Genomic DNA, 21,893 nt, shown 5'->3' on the forward strand with positions numbered 1-21,893 from the left:
TGTATTCCGGGCCTCATGGGTGTTTGGCGTTGGTCTCTACGCCTGATTTCAATGCGCCGTGATAAGGGTGGAGGTTCCCTCCGTCGCTGACGATCGCGTAACGCACTTTGTCGGGATGGCAGGCGGCGATGTCGAACTGGTGATTGGAGAAGGGCGCCAGCATCAGGTGTTCGATGGCTTCGCCGCAGCTCCGCTCCGATGCGTCGAGGAACTCCAACTGGCTGAAGGTGATGTGGTAGGGCGAAGGATTGTGTGCCTTCGGATTGCCGCTGGTGCCGAGCGTCCACGTCACGCCCTCGTTCGCCTGCTCGATGGTGGCTTCCAGGGGCGGCCGATAGAACAGCTTGAAGCGATGGCGTAGGGCGATCTGCAGGGTCTCGGGAGTACTGGGCGCGTGCGGCACGTCCAGCACGCTCAACAGCAGGTAGGTCTCGCGGTCGGTGGGCAGGCCCTGGCCCTGGTAGAGCACCTCCACCTTGGCCCGCTGGCCGGCGCCCAGGCGGAGCAGCGGCCTGGACACGGCGAAGGGCAGCGCCTGCCCCTTGCCGTCGGTACCCCAATCCAGGGAGATTTCCGCCAGGGCCGGCTCCTTGCCCTCGTTGACCAGCGTGATCGGCAGGCGCTTGCCTTTCATCACGAAACGGTTCTGGCCGTCGAACGAGAGATCGGCATGGGCGGACATGCACAGCCAGGCGAATATCGATGCAAGAACCATCCGAAGCCAACTTCGGACCTGGAAGAGGCGCTTTCCATTCATATTCCTGAATGTGCCCGAATGAAACCCGTATCGTGTTTTGGAAAGTGGTTGGTCGGAAGGGTCGAATATATTTTTCGTTATACTTCCGCTGCGCTTTGAATGGCTATATTTAGGGTGGTTGGTTGCGTTCATGGTTCAAGTCTGGATAACTTGTTTTCGTTGCGCACCGCTAGGGTGGCAAGAGATTCAATGTTTCTCCATGTTAGAAACCTGCCAGGGAATATATAAATAAGATATTTCCTATTTCTTGTAGGGAATATCCTAAGCATTACTTGTAGTTTTCCGAGGTAGTTGCGCCGTTTCTTCTAGGGAGCCGAGTGCCACATAGAGGACGAGGCCGATTGGAGCAGTCGATGACTGCTGGCTTCTATATGGGTGATCAAATATTGATCAGATGTAGCCCTGTGTCCTGGGTTGGGTTGACAGCGTCATACAGCCACTTATGATGCCCTTGAGCCTGACCCCCGGCGTGCCGGGGCTCCCCGACAAAAGGCGCCATACAAGCGTCGAAGGAATCTTCCCCATGAGTGCAACCGCTTCCGTCGCCACCCGTCACGACTGGTCCCTCGCCGAAGTCCGTGCCCTGTTCGAGCAACCGTTCAACGACCTGCTGTTCCAGGCGCAGACGGTGCATCGCGCGCACTTCGACCCGAACCGCGTGCAGGTCTCGACGCTGCTGTCGATCAAGACCGGCGCCTGTCCCGAGGACTGCAAGTACTGCCCGCAGTCCGGCCACTACAACACCGGCCTGGACAAGGAGAAGCTGATGGAGGTGCAGAAGGTCCTCGAGGCGGCGGCCGAGGCCAAGGCCATCGGTTCGACCCGCTTCTGCATGGGCGCTGCCTGGAAGCACCCGTCGGCCAAGGACATGCCCTACGTCCTGGAGATGGTCAAGGGCGTGAAGAAGCTCGGCCTGGAGACCTGCATGACCCTCGGTCGCCTGACCCAGGAACAGACCCAGGCGCTGGCGGACGCCGGCCTCGACTACTACAACCACAACCTGGATACCTCGCCGGAGTTCTACGGCAACATCATCACCACCCGCACCTACAGCGAGCGCCTGCAGACCCTGGCCTACGTGCGCGAGGCGGGGATGAAGATCTGCTCCGGCGGCATCCTCGGCATGGGCGAGTCGGTGGACGACCGCGCCGGCCTGCTGATCCAACTGGCGAACCTGCCGGAGCACCCGGAGTCGGTGCCGATCAACATGCTGGTGAAGGTCAAGGGCACGCCCCTGGCGGAAGAGAAGGACGTCGATCCCTTCGACTTCATCCGCACCCTGGCGGTGGCCCGGATCATGATGCCGAAGTCCCACGTGCGCCTGTCCGCCGGCCGCGAGCAGATGAACGAGCAGATGCAGGCGCTGGCCTTCATGGCCGGGGCCAACTCGATCTTCTACGGCGAAAAGCTGCTGACCACGAAGAACCCGCAGGCCGAAAAGGACATGCAGTTGTTCGCCCGTCTCGGCATCAAGCCGGAAGAGCGCGAAGAGCACGCCGACGAAGTGCACCAGGCCGCCATCGAGCAGGCGTTGGTGGAACAACGCGAATCGAAGCTGTTCTATAACGCCGCTTCCGCCTGACCATACTGGAAGGGAGGGTGCCGCCGTCCCTTCGTTGCAGCCGCTGATGTCGGCCCTGCGTGGACGGGTGCGCCTGCGTCCGTCCAGCAACACGAGCGACCTGCCATGTCCTTCGATCTCGCTTCCCGCCTCGCCAGCCGGCGCGCGGAAGACCTCTACCGCCAGCGGCCGCTGCTGGAGTCGGCCCAGGGCCCGGACGTCGTGGTCGACGGCCAGCCGCTTCTGGCCTTCTGTTCCAACGACTACCTCGGCCTGGCCAACCATCCCGAGGTGATCGCCGCGCTGCGCGCCGGCGCCGAGCGCTGGGGCGTGGGCGGTGGCGCCTCGCACCTGGTGGTCGGCCACAGCGGCCCGCACCACGAACTGGAGCTGGCCCTCGCCGAATTCACCGGGCGGCCCCGTGCGCTGCTGTTCTCCACCGGCTACATGGCCAATCTCGGCGCGGTGACCGCGCTGGTCGGCAAGGGCGACACGGTGCTGGAGGACCGCCTCAACCACGCTTCGCTGCTGGATGCCGGATTGCTCTCCGGCGCGCGTTTCTCGCGCTACCTGCACAACGACCCGGCAAGCCTCGCCGCGCGCCTGGACAAGGCCGAGGGCAATACCCTGGTGGTCACCGACGGGGTCTTCAGCATGGACGGCAATCTCGCCGACCTGCCGGCCCTGGCCGCCGTCGCGCAGGCCCGCGGCGCCTGGCTGATGGTCGACGACGCGCATGGCTTCGGCCCGCTGGGCGCCAGCGGCGGCGGGATCGTCGAACATTTCGGCCTCGGCCAGGAGCAGGTGCCGCTGCTGATCGGCACCCTCGGCAAGGGTTTCGGTACCGCCGGCGCCTTCGTAGCGGGCAGCGAGGAACTGATCGAGACCCTGATTCAGTACGCCCGGCCCTACATCTACACCACCAGCCAGCCGCCAGCGGTGGCCTGCGCCACCCTGAAGAGCCTGGAGCTGCTGCGCCGCGAAAGCTGGCGGCGGCAACACCTGGCGGCGCTGATCGCCCGTTTCCGCCATGGCGCCGAGGCGCTTGGCCTGACCCTGATGGACAGCTTCACGCCGATCCAGCCGATCCTGGTCGGCGGCAGCCGCCAGGCCGTGGCCCTGGCCGGCATGCTTCGAGCCCGTGGCATCATGGTCGGCGCGATCCGCCCGCCAACCGTGCCGGCCAACAGCGCGCGGCTGCGCGTCACGCTGTCCGCCGCGCACAGCGAAGCGCAGGTCGACCGCTTGCTCGAAGCCCTCGGCGAAAGCTGGCGACAGCTGTCGTCTAGCCTTCTGGCAGAGATCGAAGCCGAGGAGGGAGACGATGCGTGACCACCTGATCCTGTTGCCGGGCTGGGGCCTGGGCAGCGCACCGCTGGAACCGCTGCGCGACGCGCTGCACGAGCGCGAGCCGCACCTGAACGTGTTGATCGAGCCGCTGCCGTCGCTGGACGACGCCGCCGACTGGCTCGACGAACTCGACGATAACCTGCCGCGCGATAGCTGGCTGGCCGGCTGGTCGCTGGGAGGCATGCTCGCCGGCGAACTGGCGGCGCGCCGCGGCGACGATTGCCGGGGACTGCTGACCCTGGCCAGCAATCCGTGCTTCCGCGTGCGCGAGGACTGGCCGAACGCGATGCCGGCGGAAACCTTCGAGGACTTCTTCGAGGCTTTCCTGCTCGAACCGCACCTGACCCGCAAGCGTTTCACCCTGCTGGTCAGCCAGGGTGCGCGCGACCCTCGGACCCTGGCGCGGCAACTGCAGGTGGCGCTGCCGCAACTGGAGCGCGAGGCGCTGGTCGCCGGCCTGCAGTTGCTCGGCCAACTGGATACCCGGGCCGCCCTGGAAAACTTCCGCGGGCCGCAATTGCACCTGTTCGCCGAAGCCGATGCGCTGGTGCCGCTGGCCGCCGCCGAGGCCCTGCTCGAGTGGCTGCCGGACGTCGAGGTCTCGACCCTGGCGGCCAGTCACGGCCTGCCGCTGGAATGCCCGGACGAGGTGGCCGGCGCAATCCTGAGATTCCTTCGCGAGGGTGACGATGCCTGACGATTCCTCGCCGCTGCTGGCGCCCCATGGCGTTGCCGCGCTGCCCGACAAGCGCCAGGTCGCCGCGTCGTTTTCCCGCGCGGCGGCCAGCTACGACGCGGTGGCCGAACTCCAGCGCGGCGTCGGTGAGAGCCTGCTGTCGGCATTGCCGGAAGGCTTCTCGCCGCGCCGCTGGGTCGATCTCGGCTGCGGCACCGGTTATTTCAGCCGGGCCCTGGAACGACGCTTCGGTGCGGCCGAGGGCCTGGCCGTGGATATCGCCGAAGGCATGCTGCGGCATGCCCGCGCGCGCGGCGGCGCCAGCCATTTCATCGGCGGCGACGCCGAGAGGCTGCCGTTGCGCGACGGCAGTTGCGACCTGCTGTTCTCCAGCCTGGCCATCCAGTGGTGCGCCGACCTCCCGGCGGTCCTGGCCGAGGCGCGGCGGGTCCTGCGGCCGGGCGGCGTGCTGGCGTTCAGCAGCCTGTGCGTCGGTACCCTGGGCGAGTTGCGCGACAGTTGGCGGGTGGTGGACGGCTTCGTCCACGTCAATCGCTTCCGCGCCTTCGCCGACTACCTGCAACACGCGGCCGGCAGCGACCTGCTGCCGCTGACCCTGCGCCACGAGGACCGGCTCCTGCATTTCCCCGATCTGCGCAGCCTGACCCACGAACTCAAGGCGCTGGGCGCGCACAACCTCAACCCCGGGCGGCCCGACGGCCTGACCGGGCGCCAGCGCATCCGCGCGCTGGTCGCCGCCTACGAGCGTTTCCGCCAGCCCGAGGGGCTGCCCGCTACCTACCGCGTCGTCTTCGGCGTGCTGCGCAAGGATTCCTGAACCATGCCGGCGTTCTTCGTCACCGGTACCGACACCGAGATCGGCAAGACCACCATCGCCGCCGGCCTGCTCCACGCGGCCCGGAGTGCCGGCCTGAGCACCGCCGCGGCGAAGCCGGTGGCCTCCGGCTGCGAGCCCACGGCGCAAGGCCTGCGCAATAGCGACGCGTTGGTGTTGCTCGGCCAGTGCTCGCTGGCGCTGGCCTACGAGCAGGTCAACCCGCTGGCCTTCGCACCGGCCATCGCCCCGCACCTGGCGGCGCGCGAGGCTGGCGTCGAACTGAGCGCCGCACGCTTGCACGAGGCGGTGCGCGAGGTGCTGGCGCTACAGGCCGACTTCACCCTGGTGGAGGGCGCCGGCGGATGGCGCGTGCCGTTGCTGGGCCGCGAGAACCTGTCCGACCTGGCGCGCCTGCTGGCGCTGCCGGTGGTGCTGGTGGTCGGCGTGCGCCTGGGCTGTATCAACCATGCGCTGCTCAGCGCCGAGGCGATCCTGGGCGACGGCCTGGCGCTGGCCGGCTGGGTGGCCAACGTCGTCGACCCGGCTACCTCGCGCCTGGAAGAGAACCTGGCGACCCTCGCCGAACGCCTGCCGGCGCCCTGTCTGGGTCGGGTACCGCGCCTGGAGGAAGCCACTCCCGCGGCCGTGGCCGCACACCTCGACCTGCGGCCCCTGGGTATCGGGCTATAAACAGCGGGCCGTCCATAACCAACGGGCGGTACCCAGCGCCGGCCAAGTCTGCTTGAATAGAAGCCACTTGCTATCGCAGTGGCGCATGCGCGTCCCCAGGAGTAGAGGGTGGAAATTTCCGGCAACGCTTTCGTCAGTGGCCTCAACGCGGTGCAGTCGGGCAGCGCCCGCGTCGCCCAGGCCGGCAGCGAGATCGCCCGCAATACCGTGGAGGCCCGTTCGGCCCAGGCCGAGCAGATGGTCGAACTGACCCGCGGCAAGCTCGAGGCGCAGAGCGGCGCCCGGGTCATCGAGGTAGCCGACGAGACCCTCGGTACCCTGATCGATACCCACGCCTGACTTCCTGGCGGCCGGCAGCGGCCGCCCCGACCCTTCCTTTTCCGACTGTCACCCGGCGGCCCCTGAAGCCTGCCGGGCGCTTCGCCATGGGCTTTACTGAGAGAGACGAAAGTGCTTTGGAAGGACGTGGCTGCCAGTGATTTCGGGCATGACCGAGCGGTCGGTTCGGATGCTTGACAAGGGATTGGCGTAAACGTATGTTTCAAACGCCTGTTTGAGAGTCGGGACGCATGAGTGCGTCCGGCAAGGCGACCGGGAGCGATCCCGCACTGCGACCGCAGACTCTGGACATCCGTCCGGTCGCCGATTAACCAGAACCCTTCGTAGAGGTTGACTGCTATGCCTGATTACAAGGCCCCCTTGCGTGATATCCGTTTCGTTCGCGACGAGCTGCTGGGCTACGAAGCGCACTACCAGAGCCTGCCGGGCGCCGAAGACGCGACTCCCGACATGGTCAACGCCATCCTCGAGGAAGGTGCGAAGTTCTGCGAACAGGTGATCGCTCCGCTGAACCGTGTCGGCGACCTGGAAGGCTGCACCTGGAGCGCCGACGGCGTGAAGACCCCGACCGGCTTCAAGGAGGCCTACCAGCAGTTCGTCGAAGGCGGTTGGCCGAGCCTGGCCCATGACGTCGAGCACGGCGGCCAGGGTCTGCCGGAATCCCTCGGCCTGGCCATCAGCGAGATGGTCGGCCAGGCCAACTGGTCCTGGGGCATGTACCCGGGCCTGTCCCACGGCGCCATGAACACCCTGCATGCCCACGGCACCGCCGAGCAGCAGGCAACCTACCTGACCAAGCTGGTCTCCGGCGAGTGGACCGGCACCATGTGCCTGACCGAGCCGCACTGCGGCACCGACCTGGGCATGCTGCGCACCAAGGCCGAGCCGCAGGCCGACGGTAGCTACAAGGTCACCGGCACCAAGATCTTCATCTCCGCCGGCGAGCACGACATGGCCGACAACATCGTCCATATCGTCCTGGCCCGCCTGCCCGACGCCCCGCAGGGCACCAAGGGCATCTCGCTGTTCATCGTGCCGAAGTTCCTGCCCAACGCCGAAGGCAACGCCGGCGAGCGCAACGCGGTTTCCTGCGGTTCCATCGAGCACAAGATGGGCATCCACGGCAACGCCACCTGCGTGATGAACTTCGACGCCGCCACCGGCTTCCTGATCGGCCCGCCGAACAAGGGCCTGAACTGCATGTTCACCTTCATGAACACCGCTCGCCTGGGTACCGCGCTGCAAGGCCTGGCCCATGCCGAAGTCGGTTTCCAGGGCGGCATCGCCTATGCTCGCGAGCGTCTGCAGATGCGCTCGCTGACCGGTCCGAAGGCGCCCGAGAAGCCCGCCGACCCGATCATCGTGCATCCTGACGTGCGCCGCATGCTGCTGACCATGAAGGCCTTCGCCGAAGGCAACCGCGCGATGCTGTACTTCGCCGCCAAGCAGGTCGACATCGTCCAGCGCAGCCAGGACGAAGAGCAGAAGAAAGCCGCCGACTCGATGCTGGCCTTCCTCACGCCGATCGCCAAGGCGTTCATGACCGAAGTCGGCTTCGAGTCCGCCAACCACGGCGTGCAGATCTTCGGCGGCCACGGTTTCATCGCCGAGCACGGCATGGAGCAGAACGTCCGCGACAGCCGCATCTCGATGCTGTACGAAGGCACTACCGGCGTTCAGGCCCTCGACCTGCTGGGTCGCAAGGTGCTGATGACCCAGGGCGAGGCGCTGAAGGGCTTCACCAAGATCGTGCACAAGTTCTGCCAGGCCAACGAAGCCAACGAAGCCGTCAAGGAATTCGTCGCTCCGCTGGCACAGCTGAACAAGGAGTGGGGCGACCTGACCATGAAGGTCGGCATGGCCGCCATGAAGGATCGCGAGGAAGTCGGCGCCGCTTCGGTGGACTACCTGATGTACTCCGGCTACGCCTGCCTGGCCTACTTCTGGGCCGACATGGCGCGCCTGGCCGCCGAGAAGCTGGCCGCCGGCACCGGCGAGGAAGCCTTCTACAAGGCCAAGCTGCAGACCGCGCGCTTCTACTTCCAGCGCATCCTGCCGCGTACCCGCGCCCACGTCGCCGCCATGCTGTCCGGCGCCAACAACCTGATGGAGATGGCCGAGGAAGATTTCGCCCTCGGTTACTGATGGCACGGGCCGCTGGCGGCCCGTTCCCCAGGTGAGAAAGAGCCCGCCCTTCGGCGGGCTTTTTCATGCCTGCGATCCGCTGCATCCTGGCCTTCCGACCTCGGGGTTATGGCGTTGCATTCAGCGTCCGCAGCGTGATTGTAGGCGCCCGCCCGGCGCAGTAGCTTCGAGGGATTCGCGCCTGTGGGGCGCCCCTGCCGAGGAGAACAGAGATGCCGGAATACAAGGCTCCGCTGCGCGACATGCGCTTCCTGATCGATGAGGTATTCGACTTCCATGGGCGCTACCAGGCGCTCGGCGCCAGCGACGCGACCCCGGACATGGTGGCGGCGATCCTCGATGAAGGGTCGAAATTCTGCGAACAGGTTCTGGCGCCGCTGAACCGCTCCGGCGACGAAGAGGGCTGCCACTTCGACAACGGCGTGGTGACCACGCCCAAGGGTTTCAAGGAAGCCTATGCACAGTACGTCGAGGGTGGCTGGAACGGTGTCGCCAGCGATCCCGCGTACGGCGGCCAGGGCCTGCCGCACTCGCTGGGTCTGCTGCTCAGCGAGATGATCGGCGCCAGCAATGTCTCCTGGGGCATGTACCCGGGCCTGACCCGCGGCGCCATGTCGGCGATCCACGCTCACGGCAGCCAGGCGCAGAAGGACCTCTACCTGGCGCGGATGACCGCCGGCACCTGGACCGGCACCATGTGCCTGACCGAGCCGCACTGCGGCACCGACCTGGGCATCATCAAGACCCGCGCGGTGCCGAACGCCGACGGCAGCCATGCGATCAGCGGGACGAAGATCTTCATCTCCGCCGGCGAGCACGACCTGAGCGAGAACATCGTCCACCTGGTGCTGGCCAAGCTTCCCGATGCGCCGGCCGGGACCAAGGGTATCTCGCTGTTCATCGTGCCGAAGTTCCTACCCGACGCCGAAGGTAACGTGGGCGCGCGCAATGCGGTCTCCTGTGGCTCCATCGAGCACAAGATGGGGATCAAGGCCTCGGCCACCTGTGTGATGAACTTCGACGGCGCCACCGGCTACCTGATCGGCGAGCCGAACAAGGGCCTGCACTGCATGTTCACCATGATGAACCACGCCCGCCTGGGCACCGGCATGCAGGGCCTGTGCCTTGGCGAGACCAGTTACCAGGGCGCCGTGCGCTACGCCCGGGAGCGCTTGCAGATGCGCTCGCTGACCGGGCCGAAGGCGCCGGACAAGCCGGCCGACCCGATCATCGTGCACCCCGACGTGCGGCGCATGCTGCTGACCATGAAGGCGTTCAACGAAGGCAACCGCGCGCTGGCCTACTTCACCGCCCAGTTGCTCGACACCGAGCACCTGTCGCAGGACGCCGCCGAGCGCGAGCGGGCCGCCGACCTGCTGGCCTTCCTGACACCGATCTGCAAGGCCTTCATGACCGAGACCGGGCAGGAGGTGACCAACCTCGGCATGCAGGTCTACGGCGGCCACGGCTACATCCGCGAGTGGGGCATGGAGCAGTTGGTCCGCGATTGCCGCATCGCACAGATCTACGAAGGCACCAACGGCATCCAGGCCCTCGACCTGCTCGGCCGCAAGGTACTGGGCAGCCAGGGCAAGCTGTTGCGCGGTTTCACCAAACTGGTCCACCAGTTGTGCCAGGCCCAGGCCGAGCATCCGCAACTGAAGGGACAGGTCGCGCAACTGGCGGCGCTGAACGCGCAGTGGGGCGAACTGACCCAGCAGGTGGGCCTGGCGGCGATGAAGAATGCCGACGAAGTGGGCGCCGCCTCGGTGGACTACCTGATGTTCTCCGGCTACGTGACCCTGGCCTATTTCTGGTTGCGCATCGCCCTGGTGGCGCGCGAGAAGCTGGATGCCGGCAGCGGCGAGGCCGCGTTCTATGAAGCCAAGCTGGCCACCGCCGACTTCTACTTCAGTCGCCTGCTGCCGCGCACCGCGGCGCACGCCGCGGCGATCCAGGCCGGCGCGGCGGGCCTGATGAGCCTGTCGGCGGAGCAGTTTTCGCTCTAGCGGCTGCCGGGGCAGGGGCGCGGCGCTTCTTCCCCCGGTTTCTCCCGCACCCGCCGGGCCCGTCGGACTCCCGCGAACTCGCTCGAGCCCGCGAAAAGCGGGCTTTCTCATGCCTGTCGCATAGAAGACCGATATAGACTTTCCGGTCACGACGTGACGCTACAAGTCCGAAATGTTGGTGGTGTAGACTCGGCCGCGGCACGCCTTTCGTGCCTCCATTTTGTTGCCGCTGGCCCCCGGCCGGCGATCGGTACGATCGAGGATTCCCCACATGGCTGATTACAAAGCTCCGCTGCGCGACATGCGCTTCGTCCTCAATGAGGTGTTCGAGGTCTCCCGGCTCTGGGCGCAACTGCCGGCGCTGGCCGAAGTGGTCGACGCCGAGACCGCCGCGGCGATCCTCGAAGAGGCCGGCAAGGTCACCGCCGGTACCATCGCCCCGCTGAACCGTCCGGGCGACGAGGAAGGCTGCCAGTGGAACGCTGGCGCGGTGAGCACCCCGGCCGGCTTCCCCGAGGCCTACCGGACCTACGCCGAAGGCGGCTGGGTCGGCGTCGGCGGTGATCCGACCTACGGCGGCATGGGTATGCCCAAGGTGATCTCGGCGCAGGTCGAGGAACTGGTCAACTCGGCCAACCTGTCGTTCGGCCTGTATCCGATGCTGACCGCCGGCGCCTGCCTGGCGCTCAATGCCCATGCCAGCGACGAACTGAAGGACAAGTACCTGCCGAACATGTACGCCGGTATCTGGGCCGGTTCCATGTGCCTGACCGAGCCGCATGCCGGCACCGACCTGGGCATCATCCGCACCAGGGCCGAGCCGCAGGCCGACGGCTCCTACAAGATCAGCGGGACCAAGATCTTCATCACCGGCGGCGAGCATGACCTGACCGAGAACATCATCCACCTGGTGCTGGCCAAGCTGCCCGACGCCCCGGCCGGGCCGAAGGGCATCTCGCTGTTCCTGGTACCGAAGGTGCTGGTCAACGCCGATGGCTCGCTGGGCGAGAAGAACAGCCTGGGTTGCGGCTCCATCGAGCACAAGATGGGGATCAAGGCCTCGGCCACCTGCGTGATGAACTTCGACGGCGCTACCGGTTGGCTGGTGGGCGAGGTCAACAAGGGCCTGGCGGCGATGTTCACCATGATGAACTACGAGCGCCTTGGCGTCGGCATCCAGGGCCTGGCCACTGGCGAGCGCTCCTACCAGAGCGCCATCGAATATGCCCGCGAGCGTATCCAGAGCCGCGCGCCGACCGGCCCGGTGGCCAAGGACAAGGCCGCCGACCCGATCATCGTGCACCCCGACGTGCGTCGCATGCTGCTCACCATGAAGGCGCTGAACGAAGGCGGCCGCGCCTTCTCCAGCTACGTCGCGATGCAGCTGGACACCGCCAAGTACAGCGAAGACGCGGTCACCCGCAAGCGCGCGGAAGAGCTGGTGGCGCTGCTGACCCCGGTGGCCAAGGCATTCCTCACCGACATGGGGCTGGAAACCACCATCCATGGCCAGCAGATCTTCGGCGGCCACGGCTTCATCCGCGAATGGGGCCAGGAGCAACTGGTGCGCGACTGTCGCATCACGCAGATCTACGAAGGCACCAATGGCATCCAGGCGCTCGACCTGGTGGGGCGCAAGGTGATCGGCAGCGGCGGCGCCTTCTCCCGTCACTTCACCGACGAGATCAAGGCCTTCGTCGCTTCCGCCGACGAGGCCCTGGGCGAGTTCAGCAAGCCGCTGGCGGCCGCCGTGGAGAGCCTGGAAGAGCTGACCGCCTGGCTGCTCGACCGCGCCAAGGGCAATCCCAACGAGATCGGCGCGGCGTCGGTCGAATACCTGCATGTGTTCGGCTACACCGCCTATGCCTACATGTGGGCATTGATGGCGCGCACCGCGCTGGCCAAGCAGGGCGAGGACGACTTCTACGCCAGCAAGCTGGGTACCGCGCGCTTCTACTTCGCCCGCCTGCTGCCGCGCATCCATTCCCTGAGCGCCTCCGTGCGCGCCGGCAGCGAGTCGCTGTACCTGCTGGACGCCGAGCAGTTCTGAGGCCTGGCGCCTGAGACGGAAAGCCCCGCGATGCGGGGCTTTTTTCTGGGCGCCGGGGGCTCGGCGCGCGGGACGGGTGGGGGGGATATCCGCTTGCGGCTATCCGCCATTCCCAGGGTTTTCTCGGGGCCGTGATGGGACAGGGTGATCGACGGATAACGCCGTTGGCGTTATGCGCCCTACGGCTCCTCGCGCAGGGTGGGCGGTAGGGCGAATAACCGCTTGCGGTTATCCGCCATTCCCGTGATTTTTCTCGTGCCGTGAGGGGACAGGGTTGTCGCGGTCCGTCGCGGAGGATACGGGGATATCCGTTGATGGCGTCTCGCCCGAGCCTCAGTGCGAGGTTCCCTCCGCATAGCCGATCTTGTTGCCGACGTTGTACTTGCCCGACGGCTTGTTCATCGGCAGTCGCTTCACTTCCTCCAGGCTGTGCGCGTCGTAGACCACCAGCGCGCCGTCGCGGTCCCAGACGCTGAGCAGGGCGTAGCGGCCGTCGCGGGTGAACTCGACGTGGCCGGCCACCTTGCCCGGGCTGGGGCGCAGGCGATGGGCGATTTCCAGGGTCTGCTTGTCGATCAGCAGGATCTCGTCGTGTTTCTTGCCAAGGAAGGTATCGGTCCAGGCGTAGGGCGAGTCGGCATGGCTACGCATGAAGAAGCCGGGGCCGTCGGTGGCGATTTCCTTCAACGGCTTCCAGTTTTGCAGGTCGATCACCGAGATCACCCCGCGGCTGATGTTCGGCGTGGCGAACACCCAGCGCCCGTCGCGCTTCCAGTAGATGCCCGAGCCGAGGTGCGGCATGCCCGACAGCGGGATCGAGGCGACCCGCGCGCCGCTGTCCAGCTCGATCACCTCGCCGCCCCTGGCCTGCCGCGAGCTGCCCAGCAGGTAGCGGTAGTCGGGGCTGAAGGAGAAGTCGTCGAGGTAGTCGGCCACCGCTAACCGTTTCGGCGCGACCGGCTTGCCGTTGGCATAGGGCAGCTCCCACAGCTCGTGGACGTCCTTCAGGGCGACCACGAAGCTGTGTCGCGGCGGTGCCGTGTATACCGCGCTGACCCGCGAGGCCTGGCCCTGGGCGTCGGCCGCCGGGATGACCTGCACCAGGGACAGGTCGCGGGCGTCCAGCAGCACCAGGTTGCCGGGCAGGTAGTTGCCCACCAGGACCCAGCGCCCGTCGTCGCTGACCGCCAGGTTGCGCGTGTTGAGGCCGGCGCGGACCTCGGCGACCACCTTCAGGTTGTACAGGTCGTAGAGGGTTACCCAGCCGTCGCGCGAGGCGAAGTACACCAGGCGCCCGTCCGGGGAGAACTTCGGACCTCCGTGCAGGGCGTAGCGCGAGGGGAAGCGGGCGATGGGCTCGAAGCGATCGCCGTCGAGGATGGTCACGTGGTGGTCGCCGGACTCCACCACCACGAACAGGTTCAGCGGGTCGGCCTCGAAGCGGGGCCTGGACGGCAGGGTGGCGAGGGGATGCGGCTGAACCTGGCTGGCCCGGATGTCCTCGGCGCTCCACTGCGGTTCGCGCGGCGGCGCCTGGTAGAGATAGGCGACCAGGGCGTCCGCCGCGGCGTCGTCCAATTGACCGGCAAAGCCGGCCATCTGGGTTGCCGGGCGACCGTGCAGGATCACCTCGCGGGCCTGCGCCGGCTTCAGCCGCGAAAGGCTTTCCGGGAGCAGGGTCGGGCCGCTGCCGCCGAGCCGCCCGGCGCCGTGGCAGGCCTGGCAGTGCTGGCGGTAGAGCGCTTCCCCCGGCGCTTCGCCGGCCTGTGCGAGGGCGCCGAGGAGCAGGCCGAGGGCGAGGCCGATCAGGCGCATGCGACGGCCTCGCGGCTGACCGGCGAGCCGGCGCCCAGGTATGACGGATGCGCCATCGCGCGCTCGGCGAAGAGCGCGACCACCTGGCCGACGACGATCAGCGTCGGCGGCTTCAACTGGTAGCGTCGCGCCAGCGCCGGCAGCTCGGCAAGGGCGCCGCGGGTCACCTGCTGGCCCGCCTGGGTGCCCTGGCTGACCAGCGCCGCCGGGGTGTCGCTGGCGAGGCCGTGCTCGACCAGGCGCGCGGCGATCTCGGCGAGGTTGCCCAGGCCCATGTAGAACACCAGGGTCTGCTTGCCACGCGCCAGGCCGGCCCAGTCGAGGTCGAGGCGGCCGTCGTTCTGCAGGTGGCCGGTGACGAAGGTGCAGGACTGGGCGAGGTCGCGGTGGGTCAGCGGGATGCCGGCGTAGGTACTGCAACCGGAGGCGGCGGTGACGCCGGGGACCACCTGGCAGTCGACGCCGGCTTCGAGCAGGCGCTCCAGCTCCTCGGCGCCGCGACCGAAGATGAACGGGTCGCCGCCTTTCAGGCGGACCACCCGGCGTTGCTGCCGGGCCAGGCGCACCAGCAGCTCGTTGATTTCTTCCTGCGGCAGGCTGTGGTGGCCGCAGCGCTTGCCGACGTAGATGCGCTGGCAGCTTTCCGGCAGAAGGGCGATCAGCTCGCGGGCGACCAGGCGGTCGTAGACCACCACCTCGGCCTGTTGCAGCAGGGCCCAGGCGCGCAGGGTGAGCAGGCCCGGATCGCCGGGGCCGGCGCCGACCAGGGCGACGCTGCCGGCAGGGAAATCGACATCGAGGAGGGACGGCGGAATCACGGTAGTGTTCATGAGGCTTTCCTTAGACGGCGTGCAGCGCGATGCGCTCGAGGCCGATTTCCTGATCGCTGAGGTAGCAGCCGGGGTCTTCGCCCCAGAGTTCTCCGCCGGCCCAGGCGCGGGTGCGGGTGTTGCCGTTGCAGATGTCCAGCCAGCGGCATTGGCTGCAGCGCCCGACCACCGGTCGCGGGCGCTGGCGCAGTTGCAGGAGCAGCGGGTCGGGGCGCTCGAACCAGAAGTCGGCGAAGCGCTGATGGCGGATGTTGCCGACGCTGTGGTGCCACCAGTAGCTGTCCGGATGCACCTCGCCGGTGTTGTCGATGTTGGCGATGCCCTCGCCCGAGGCGTTGCCGCCCCAGTCCAGCAGCAGCTCGCAGAGACGCGCCAGTTGCTGCGGGCGGCGGCGCTTGAGCCAGTCGAGGAGAAGGATCGCGTCGGCGTCGTTGTTGCCGGTGACGAAGTCGCTGTCGCGCCCCTGCCGGATGTCCTCGTCGGCCCGTTCGAAGAGCAGCGCGAGGGCCTCGCGGGTGCGCCGGTGGTGGGCGTCGAGGGCGCGGCTGCGGCGGCCGCGGCCACTGTAGTTGAGGTGCGAGAGGTAGAACTTCTGCACGTCGAGTTCGCGCATCAGGTCGAGCAGTGCCGGTAGTTGCGCGGCGTTCTCCTCGGTCAGGGTGGTGCGCATGCCGACGCGGATATCCGCCTCGCGGCACAGGCGCATGGCCGCCAGCGCGGCGTCGAAGCTGCCCTGCTTCTGGCGGAAGCGGTCGTGGGTCTCGCGCAGGCCGTCGAGGCTGATGCCGACGTAGTCGAAGCGGGCCTCGGCGACGCGCTGGATGTTGCCTTCGTCGATCAGCGTACCGTTGCTCGACAGCGCCACGAACATCCCGGCCTGGCGCGCATGGGCGGCGATCTCGAAGAGGTCCGGGTGCATCAGCGGCTCGCCGCCGGAGAGGATCAGCACGCGCACTCCGGCGGCGCGCAGGTCGTCGATGCCGCGAAGGATTTCCGCGGTCTCCAGCTCGCCACGGAAGTCGCTGTCGGCGGAGGTGGAGTAACAGTGCTTGCAGGTCAGGTTGCAGCGCCGCAGCAGGTTCCAGATCACCACCGGGGCGCGCCTGCCGCCGGCGCGGCGCGGCGTCGGCGCGTCCTCGGCGAGGCTGCGCAGGTAATGGCTGATCCTCAGCATGGACGTTCCTCCTTCTGCGCCAGGCGCAGGCCGGTCTTCTTCAGGATGCGGCTGCTCACCAGCATCTCGTCGGCGCGACAGTCCTCGCCGAGCAGCAGGCGGATCTGCTGGCGATAGCCTTCGATCTCCGCTTCGCTGCGGCCGTGAACCATGGCGAACAGGTTGTAGCGCCACTGCGGCAGATGGCGCGGGCGCCGGTAGCAATGGCTGACGAAGGACAGCCCGCCGACCAGCCGGCCGAGGCGTTCGATGCGTTCGTCGGCGACGTCCCAGACGGTCATGCCGTTGTGCCGGTAGCCAAGGCGATAGTGGTTGGGCACCGCGGCGATGCGCCGGATCACCCCGGCGTCGCGCAGGCGCTTCAGCAGCGCCAGGGTCTCCGCCTCGCTCAGCCGCAGTTGCGCGGCGATCCACGCCCAAGGGTCGGCGACCAGCGGCAGGCCGGCCTGGGTCAGTTCGATCAGGCGGCGGGCGAGCAGGGCGTCAGAGGGGGAAATGCAGGCCGACATGGTAGGTCGCCTCCTTGGGCAGGTCGAGTACCGCCAGCCCGCTCTCGCGCTCCAGCCGTGCGAGGGTCTCGGCGACCTCCGCCGGGCTGTCGCAGGCGACCACCAGCCACATGTTCAGGGCGTGCTCGCGACGGTAGTTGTGGGCGACCTGCGGCCAGCCGGCGAGCAGCGCGGCGATCTCTTCGAAACGCGCCTCCGGCACGCTCATGGTGGCCAGGGTGAAGGCACCGCCGAGGGGCTCGATATTGAACAGCGGACCGAAGCGGGTCAGGGTGCCGTCGTCGAGCAGGTCGTCCAGGCGGCGCAGGATGTCTTCCTCGCGGCAATCCAGCTCGGCGGCGAGCAGCGCGTAGGGATGCGGCTCCAGCGGCAGGCCGTGTTGCAGGCGGTTCAGCAGGCGCCGGTCGAACTCATCCATGGCGGCGCTCCAGGTCGGCCGGCGGCGCGGTGTAGCGGCCGCCGCACTGCTTGTAGGCGCGCAGGCTGAACAGCCAGCGGTGCGGTGTCTGGCGCAGGGCGTGGCGCTCCAGCAGCGCCTCGATCTGGCGTTCCACTTCGCCGCGCTCGCGGCCGTGGATCATGCAAAACAGGTTGTATGGCCACATCGGCAGGCGACGCGGGCGGCGGTAACAGAGCGAGACGATCGTTTCGTGGGCGAGGGCGCGGCCGACGGCGTCGACCTCCGCGTCGGCGACGTCCAGCACCAGCATGGCGTTGGCGGTATAGCCCAGGGCGCGGTGGTGGAGGATCACTCCGAAGCGGCGGAACAGGCCGTCTTCGTCCCAGCGGCGGACCTGTTCCAGCACTTCGTCTTCGCCGGCGCCGATGCGTTCGGCGAGCACCCGGTAGGGCCGGCTGGCCAGCGGCAGGCCCTGTTCCAGCAGGTAGCGCAGGTGTTGCCGCTGCGGCGCGGCGAGGGGTTCGACGGGGTTCATCGGCTGGCCTCCAGGGGAAACGCGAGGTCGATGCAGTAGGCTTCCTGCATCGGCAGGTCGAGGGGTTGCAGGCCGGTGTCGGCGGCGATCTCCGCCAGTACCCGGTCGAGTTGCGCGCGGTCGCCGGCGGTGAGCACGAACCACAGGTTGTAGCGGTGTTCGCGCTGGTAGTTGTGGTTGACCTCGGCGTACTGGCTGATGCGCTCGGCGACCCGTTGCAGACGCTCCTCGGGCACCGCCAGGGCAGCCAGGGTGCTGGCCCCGGCGCGTTGGTGGCGGAGCACCGGGCCGACCCGCGACAACGCGCCGTCGGCTTCCAGGCGACGCAGCCGTTCGAGCACCTCGGCTTCGCTGCAACCCAGGGTCTCGGCCATCCGCCGATAGGGTTCCGCGCAGATCGGCAGGCCTTTCTGGTAGCGGGCGAGGAGGCGGCGGGAGAGGTCGTCCATGGTGCCTCCTAGAGTCCGATGTGCTGGGCGCGGTGGCTGAAGAAGATGCCGCTCGGGCTGCGGGCCGGAAGGCTGCCGATGCGCTTCAGGCGGTACGGGTCCCAGACCTGCAACTGGTCGGCGTCGCGCACCGAGATCCAGACCTGGTCGCCGCGCCCGCTGAATTCCATGTGCAGTACGCCGGGGCCAGGGCGTAGGGTTTCGATCACTTCGTGGGTCTCGCTGTCGATGACCTGCACCTTGTCGTTGTCCGGGTAGGCGAAGTTGACCCAGATCTGCCGGTCGTCCGGTCGAGTCATGACGAACACCGGCTGGCCGGCGACGTCGATGGCGTCGGTCTGCTTCCAGTCGCGCGCGTCGAGCACCAGCACCTGGTGATGGCCGACCGCCGGGACGAAGGCCTGGTCGCTGGCGATGGTCCAGCCCTCCAGGTGCGGCATCTTGTACACCGGCAGCTTGCGTTGGCCGCGGCCGTAGTCGCCGAGTACGCGCCTGACGCCGCGCTCCGGGTGCCAGAGGTCGAGCTGGGCCATGCCGTCCTCGCCGAACAGCCCGGCCATGTAGTAGCGCCCGTCGGGGCTGATGAGGGCGTCGTAGGGTTGCTTGCCGATATCGCGGAAGCGGGTCAGGTGCGGCGTGTCGCCCTGGCTGAAGTCGGCGATCCAGATCTCGCCGCTGTCGAACAGGCTGAACACGAAGCGCTGCCCGGGCGCGTCGACCAGGCCGACCACCCGGGAGTTCCTGTCCTGGCCGGGGAGGCGGGTGGCGGGAATCTCGGCGACCAGCTCCAGGGTGCGACTGTCGAACACCTTGACCCCGCCCGGCTCGTAGTTGGATACCGCGACCAGCCGACCGTCCTGGCTGATCGCTCCGCCGATGCTGTTGCCGCCCTGGATCAGGCGCTTGTCGATGCGCTGGGCCAGCAGGTCGAGCTTGGTCAGGCCGCCGTCGCGACCGAATACGTAGGCGTAGCGCTGGTCGCGGGAGAACACCAGGGAGGCGTGGGACAGGTCGCCGAGGCCTTCGACCCGCGCCAGCGAGGTCTTCGCCGTGCCGTCGAGGATCTGCACGCTGCCGTCGGCGCGTTCGATCAGCACGCCGAGGTCGCCGCTGCCGCGCAAGGGCGGCTGCTGGCTACAGCCGGCGAGCAGGGCGAGGAAAAGCGGCGCGAGGGGACGCAGGTTCATGGGGCGATCTCTCCTTCGATCAGGCGGTCCACCAGCCAGCCGGCGTCGTCTTCGCTGAGCAGGCCGGCCCAGGGGGGCATCGGGGTTTGCGGACGGCCCATGAGCACGGTGGCGACCAGCGATTCGCGCGGCTTGCCGCGCAGGGCCTCGGGGGTCAGCGCCGGGCCGAGGCCGCCGGTCAGGCGCAGGCCGTGGCAGGAGCCGCAGTCCTGCAACAGCAGGTGACGCAACTGGGCCTGGCGACGGGCATCGGGATGCTCGTCGGCCAGGCCCGGAAGAGGACAGGCGAACGTCAGCGCGAGGGCCAGCCACAAGGCGTGGCTGGCGGCGCGCCGGAAGTCCGGAGGGGCGTTCATTTCTGCGACAGGACCCACTTCGCCAGGGTCTGCGCCTCGTCGTCGCTGACCGCGTTCGGCGGCATCGGGATCGGGCCCCAGACGCCCTGGCTGCCGTTCTTGATCCGCTGCGCGAGTTCCGCTTCGGCGCCGGCCTGGCCGGCGAACTTGGCGGCGACGTCCTTGTAGGCCGGGCCGACCATCTTGGTGTCGATGGCATGGCAGGCCACGCAGCCCTTGTTCTTGAACAGCACTTCGGGGTCTTCGGCCCAGGCGCCCTGGGCGAGCAGGGTGCCGGTGGCGAGCAGCGAAAGCAGTGCGTACGGTTTCATCACGGTTCCTCGTAGGGGGGAGCGTGCGGGGCGTGCCCCGCACGCGGGTCTCAGTACACGTCGTGCTGGGTGTTGTAGACGTTGAACTTTCCGGTCGGGGTGATCAGCCGCGGGTCCTTGACCACGGCCTTGAGCTTCAGGGTCTTGTCGTCCACCACCACCAGCGCGGAGCTGTCGTTCTTGCCGTTCCACACCGAGAACCAGACTTCATCGCCGCGCTTGTTGTACTCGGGCTGCACCACCCGCTTGGCGCCTTCGCCGAGATCGGCCCATTCGGCGATCGGCAGCACCTGGTACTTGGCGTCGAGGTTCTTCAGGTCGAACACCGCGACGCTCTGGCTGATCCTGGCGTCGGGGTTGAAGGTGGTGTCGACGTAGAGGTGCGAGGACTTCGGATGGGTCTTGATGAACAGCGAGCCGCCGCCCTGGCCCTGTAGTTCGGCGACTTTCTTCCAGGCGTACTGCGGATGGTTCTTCGGATCGGTGCCGATCAGCGAGATGCTGCCGTCGCCCAGGTGGCTGGTGCTCCACACCGGGCCGTACTTGGGATGCACGAAGTTGGCGCCACGCCCCGGGTGCGGGGTCTTGCCGACGTCGACCAGGGCCGACAGGCGACGGTCCTTGGAGTCGATCACGGCAACCTTGTTGGAGTTGTTGGCGGCGGTCATGAAGTAGCGGTGGCTGCTGTCCCAGCCGCCGTCGTGGAGGAACGGCGCCGCACCGATGCTGGTGACGGTGAGGTTGTCGATATCCTTGTAGTTGACCAGCAGGACCTTGCCGGTCTCCTTCACGTTGACGATGAACTCGGGGTGCTCGTGGGAGGCGATGATCGCCGCCACGCGCGGTTCCGGGTGGTAGGTCTGGGTGTCTACGGTCATGCCGCGGGTGGAGACGATCTGCTTCGGTTCCAGGGTCTCGCCGTCCATGATCGCGAACTGCGGCGGCCAGTAGGCGCCGGCGATGGTGTAGCGGTCCTCGTAGCCCTTGAACTTGGAGCTTTCCACCGAGCGCGCCTCGATGCCGATCTTGATCTCGGCGACCTTGGTCGGCTCCTTGGCCCACAGGTCGATCATGTCGATCCGCGCGTCGCGGCCGATCACCAGCAGGTAGCGGCCGGAAGCGGACATCCGCGAGATATGCACGGCATAGCCGGTATCGATGACCTTGACGATCTTCTTGCTGTCGCCGTCGACCAGGGCGATCTGCCCGGCGTCGCGCAGGGTCACCGAGAACAGGTTGGGCAGGTCGAGGTCGTTGAGCTGTTTCTTCGGCCGGTCCTCCGGCTTCACCAGCACCTTCCACGATTCGCGCATCTCCGGCATGCCCCACTCCGGCGGTTGCGGCGGGGTGTGCTGGATGTACTTGGCCATCAGGGTGATCTGTTCCTTGCTCAGCTCGCCGGAGCTGCCCCAGTTCGGCATGCCCAGCGGGGTGCCGTAGGTGATCAGCGCTTCCAGGTATTGCTGGCCGCGTTGCTGGGTGATGTCCGGGGTCAGCGGCTTGCCGGTGGCGCCCTTGCGCAGGACGCCGTGGCAACCGGCGCAGCGTTGGAAGTAGATCTGCTTGGCCTCGTTGAACTCGCTTTCACTCATGTCGGGGGCACCGTTGGTGCGCACCACGTGAGCGGGATCGACGGCGGAAGCGGCACCCTGGTATTGCTCGGCGGCTTTCATGTCGTCCTTGGCGTGAGCGGTGGCCAGGCCCAGCAGCGTCAGCGAGGCGAGCAAGGTGCCCGCCAGTGGCTTGCCAAATGGCATGGTCTATCTCCTCAGGAGCCCTGCGAGGCGCTCCCTTAGCAGTGTTTTGGGGGTGGCTGCGTCGGGAACTCCCGGGAATTCATGGCGCGAAAGGATCATAGAAAGCAGGGTCTTTACCCTTGCTTGACCGGAATCAAGATTGCGTTGCTTTGCGC

General features: G+C 67.5%; 21 protein-coding genes. 9 read left to right on the forward strand and 12 right to left on the reverse strand.

Annotated features, from left to right (window positions below; genetic code table 11):
* Positions 1-13: 13 nt before the first annotated feature.
* A complete protein-coding gene (locus ACM0M4_RS02720; RefSeq protein WP_031653096.1) occupies positions 14-715 on the reverse strand; it encodes a fimbrial biogenesis chaperone in 702 nt (233 codons plus the stop codon).
* Between the two features lie 565 nt (positions 716-1,280).
* On the opposite strand from ACM0M4_RS02720, the gene bioB reads away from it, so the two are divergent.
* The 9 genes from bioB to ACM0M4_RS02765 all read left to right on the forward strand — a co-directional run bounded on the left by bioB (position 1,281) and on the right by ACM0M4_RS02765 (position 12,415).
* Complete coding sequence (gene bioB / locus ACM0M4_RS02725) at positions 1,281-2,339, forward strand: biotin synthase BioB (RefSeq protein WP_003103330.1); 1,059 nt, start codon at positions 1,281-1,283, stop codon at positions 2,337-2,339.
* Between the two features lie 105 nt (positions 2,340-2,444).
* Complete coding sequence (gene bioF, locus ACM0M4_RS02730) at positions 2,445-3,650, forward strand: 8-amino-7-oxononanoate synthase (protein ID WP_054375858.1); 1,206 nt, start codon at positions 2,445-2,447, stop codon at positions 3,648-3,650.
* The gene (locus ACM0M4_RS02735) at positions 3,643-4,365 is read left to right on the forward strand and encodes an alpha/beta fold hydrolase (protein ID WP_003103332.1); all 723 of its coding nucleotides are present in this window, start codon (positions 3,643-3,645) and stop codon (positions 4,363-4,365) included. The genes bioF and ACM0M4_RS02735 overlap by 8 nt, the downstream gene beginning before the upstream one ends.
* A complete protein-coding gene (gene bioC, locus ACM0M4_RS02740) occupies positions 4,358-5,182 on the forward strand; it encodes a malonyl-ACP O-methyltransferase BioC (protein ID WP_014602415.1) in 825 nt (274 codons plus the stop codon). Before ACM0M4_RS02735 ends, bioC begins: the two co-directional genes overlap by 8 nt.
* 3 nt (positions 5,183-5,185) lie before the next feature.
* On the forward strand, positions 5,186-5,872 hold the full coding sequence (gene bioD, locus ACM0M4_RS02745; protein ID WP_054375857.1) for a dethiobiotin synthase: 687 nt from the start codon (positions 5,186-5,188) through the stop codon (positions 5,870-5,872).
* Positions 5,873-5,980: 108 nt separating this feature from the next.
* The gene (locus ACM0M4_RS02750) at positions 5,981-6,211 is read left to right on the forward strand and encodes a hypothetical protein (RefSeq protein ID WP_003113246.1); all 231 of its coding nucleotides are present in this window, start codon (positions 5,981-5,983) and stop codon (positions 6,209-6,211) included.
* A gap of 339 nt (positions 6,212-6,550) precedes the next feature.
* The gene (locus ACM0M4_RS02755; RefSeq protein ID WP_003084842.1) at positions 6,551-8,356 is read left to right on the forward strand and encodes a phenylacyl-CoA dehydrogenase; all 1,806 of its coding nucleotides are present in this window, start codon (positions 6,551-6,553) and stop codon (positions 8,354-8,356) included.
* A 212-nt stretch (positions 8,357-8,568) separates the two neighbouring features.
* The gene (locus tag ACM0M4_RS02760) at positions 8,569-10,365 is read left to right on the forward strand and encodes an acyl-CoA dehydrogenase C-terminal domain-containing protein (RefSeq protein WP_003103343.1); all 1,797 of its coding nucleotides are present in this window, start codon (positions 8,569-8,571) and stop codon (positions 10,363-10,365) included.
* A 271-nt stretch (positions 10,366-10,636) separates the two neighbouring features.
* Positions 10,637-12,415 carry an acyl-CoA dehydrogenase C-terminal domain-containing protein gene (locus tag ACM0M4_RS02765; protein WP_057386521.1) on the forward strand — a complete coding sequence of 593 codons (1,779 nt, stop codon included), beginning with the start codon at positions 10,637-10,639 and terminating at the stop codon, positions 12,413-12,415.
* Positions 12,416-12,748: 333 nt separating this feature from the next.
* Here ACM0M4_RS02765 and nirN read toward each other — a convergent pair whose 3' ends face one another.
* Genes nirN through nirS form a run of 11 tightly spaced genes read right to left on the reverse strand, consistent with a single transcriptional unit; the run spans position 12,749 to position 21,738 of the window.
* On the reverse strand, positions 12,749-14,230 hold the full coding sequence (gene nirN / locus ACM0M4_RS02770) for a dihydro-heme d1 dehydrogenase (RefSeq protein ID WP_023464260.1): 1,482 nt from the start codon (positions 14,228-14,230) through the stop codon (positions 12,749-12,751).
* Positions 14,221-15,060, reverse strand: coding sequence for a uroporphyrinogen-III C-methyltransferase (gene cobA, locus ACM0M4_RS02775; protein ID WP_003113243.1), 840 nt, complete (start codon positions 15,058-15,060; stop codon positions 14,221-14,223). The genes nirN and cobA overlap by 10 nt, the downstream gene beginning before the upstream one ends.
* 10 nt (positions 15,061-15,070) lie before the next feature.
* On the reverse strand, positions 15,071-16,234 hold the full coding sequence (gene nirJ, locus ACM0M4_RS02780) for a heme d1 biosynthesis radical SAM protein NirJ (protein ID WP_003106109.1): 1,164 nt from the start codon (positions 16,232-16,234) through the stop codon (positions 15,071-15,073).
* A complete protein-coding gene (gene ahbB, locus ACM0M4_RS02785; protein ID WP_003084858.1) occupies positions 16,228-16,743 on the reverse strand; it encodes a siroheme decarboxylase subunit beta in 516 nt (171 codons plus the stop codon). The genes nirJ and ahbB (ACM0M4_RS02785) overlap by 7 nt, the downstream gene beginning before the upstream one ends.
* A complete protein-coding gene (locus ACM0M4_RS02790; protein ID WP_054375856.1) occupies positions 16,718-17,161 on the reverse strand; it encodes an Lrp/AsnC family transcriptional regulator in 444 nt (147 codons plus the stop codon). The genes ahbB (ACM0M4_RS02785) and ACM0M4_RS02790 overlap by 26 nt, the downstream gene beginning before the upstream one ends.
* A complete protein-coding gene (gene ahbB, locus ACM0M4_RS02795) occupies positions 17,154-17,678 on the reverse strand; it encodes a siroheme decarboxylase subunit beta (protein ID WP_003111534.1) in 525 nt (174 codons plus the stop codon). The genes ACM0M4_RS02790 and ahbB (ACM0M4_RS02795) overlap by 8 nt, the downstream gene beginning before the upstream one ends.
* Entirely contained in the window at positions 17,675-18,127 is a 453-nt protein-coding gene (locus ACM0M4_RS02800) for an AsnC family transcriptional regulator (RefSeq protein WP_003084864.1), read from the reverse strand. Before ACM0M4_RS02800 ends, ahbB (ACM0M4_RS02795) begins: the two co-directional genes overlap by 4 nt.
* A gap of 8 nt (positions 18,128-18,135) precedes the next feature.
* Complete coding sequence (nirF, locus tag ACM0M4_RS02805) at positions 18,136-19,314, reverse strand: heme d1 biosynthesis protein NirF (RefSeq protein WP_003084866.1); 1,179 nt, start codon at positions 19,312-19,314, stop codon at positions 18,136-18,138.
* Positions 19,311-19,670: a cytochrome c55X gene (gene nirC / locus ACM0M4_RS02810; protein WP_003084870.1), complete on the reverse strand. Its 360-nt coding sequence runs from the start codon at positions 19,668-19,670 to the stop codon at positions 19,311-19,313. The genes nirF and nirC overlap by 4 nt, the downstream gene beginning before the upstream one ends.
* Positions 19,667-19,981: a cytochrome C-551 gene (gene nirM, locus ACM0M4_RS02815; protein WP_003084872.1), complete on the reverse strand. Its 315-nt coding sequence runs from the start codon at positions 19,979-19,981 to the stop codon at positions 19,667-19,669. Before nirM ends, nirC begins: the two co-directional genes overlap by 4 nt.
* Positions 19,982-20,031: 50 nt before the next feature.
* Positions 20,032-21,738 carry a nitrite reductase gene (nirS, locus tag ACM0M4_RS02820; protein ID WP_003106104.1) on the reverse strand — a complete coding sequence of 569 codons (1,707 nt, stop codon included), beginning with the start codon at positions 21,736-21,738 and terminating at the stop codon, positions 20,032-20,034.
* Positions 21,739-21,893 lie beyond the last annotated feature (155 nt).

Origin of the sequence: Pseudomonas sp. 18-147 (assembly GCF_051048045.1) — a bacterium.
Taxonomy (GTDB): Bacteria; Pseudomonadota; Gammaproteobacteria; order Pseudomonadales; family Pseudomonadaceae; genus Pseudomonas; species Pseudomonas aeruginosa.

Excerpts from the sequence above, each read along its gene's own strand:
- nirF (WP_003084866.1), bottom strand. The coding sequence starts at position 19,314 with ATGAACCTGCGTCCCCTCGCGCCGCTTTTCCTCGCCCTGCTCGCCGGC.
- ACM0M4_RS02790 (WP_054375856.1), bottom strand. The coding sequence starts at position 17,161 with ATGGATGAGTTCGACCGGCGCCTGCTGAACCGCCTGCAACACGGCCTG.
- nirM (WP_003084872.1), bottom strand. The coding sequence starts at position 19,981 with ATGAAACCGTACGCACTGCTTTCGCTGCTCGCCACCGGCACCCTGCTC.
- ACM0M4_RS02800 (WP_003084864.1), bottom strand. The coding sequence starts at position 18,127 with ATGGACGACCTCTCCCGCCGCCTCCTCGCCCGCTACCAGAAAGGCCTG.
- nirS (WP_003106104.1), bottom strand. The coding sequence starts at position 21,738 with ATGCCATTTGGCAAGCCACTGGCGGGCACCTTGCTCGCCTCGCTGACG.
- nirJ (WP_003106109.1), bottom strand. The coding sequence starts at position 16,234 with ATGCTGAGGATCAGCCATTACCTGCGCAGCCTCGCCGAGGACGCGCCG.
- ahbB (WP_003084858.1), bottom strand. The coding sequence starts at position 16,743 with ATGTCGGCCTGCATTTCCCCCTCTGACGCCCTGCTCGCCCGCCGCCTG.
- ACM0M4_RS02760 (WP_003103343.1), top strand. The coding sequence starts at position 8,569 with ATGCCGGAATACAAGGCTCCGCTGCGCGACATGCGCTTCCTGATCGAT.
- bioF (WP_054375858.1), top strand. The coding sequence starts at position 2,445 with ATGTCCTTCGATCTCGCTTCCCGCCTCGCCAGCCGGCGCGCGGAAGAC.
- nirC (WP_003084870.1), bottom strand. The coding sequence starts at position 19,670 with ATGAACGCCCCTCCGGACTTCCGGCGCGCCGCCAGCCACGCCTTGTGG.
- ACM0M4_RS02765 (WP_057386521.1), top strand. The coding sequence starts at position 10,637 with ATGGCTGATTACAAAGCTCCGCTGCGCGACATGCGCTTCGTCCTCAAT.
- nirN (WP_023464260.1), bottom strand. The coding sequence starts at position 14,230 with ATGCGCCTGATCGGCCTCGCCCTCGGCCTGCTCCTCGGCGCCCTCGCA.
- cobA (WP_003113243.1), bottom strand. The coding sequence starts at position 15,060 with ATGAACACTACCGTGATTCCGCCGTCCCTCCTCGATGTCGATTTCCCT.
- ACM0M4_RS02720 (WP_031653096.1), bottom strand. The coding sequence starts at position 715 with ATGGTTCTTGCATCGATATTCGCCTGGCTGTGCATGTCCGCCCATGCC.
- bioC (WP_014602415.1), top strand. The coding sequence starts at position 4,358 with ATGCCTGACGATTCCTCGCCGCTGCTGGCGCCCCATGGCGTTGCCGCG.
- ACM0M4_RS02735 (WP_003103332.1), top strand. The coding sequence starts at position 3,643 with ATGCGTGACCACCTGATCCTGTTGCCGGGCTGGGGCCTGGGCAGCGCA.
- bioB (WP_003103330.1), top strand. The coding sequence starts at position 1,281 with ATGAGTGCAACCGCTTCCGTCGCCACCCGTCACGACTGGTCCCTCGCC.
- ACM0M4_RS02755 (WP_003084842.1), top strand. The coding sequence starts at position 6,551 with ATGCCTGATTACAAGGCCCCCTTGCGTGATATCCGTTTCGTTCGCGAC.
- bioD (WP_054375857.1), top strand. The coding sequence starts at position 5,186 with ATGCCGGCGTTCTTCGTCACCGGTACCGACACCGAGATCGGCAAGACC.
- ahbB (WP_003111534.1), bottom strand. The coding sequence starts at position 17,678 with ATGAACCCCGTCGAACCCCTCGCCGCGCCGCAGCGGCAACACCTGCGC.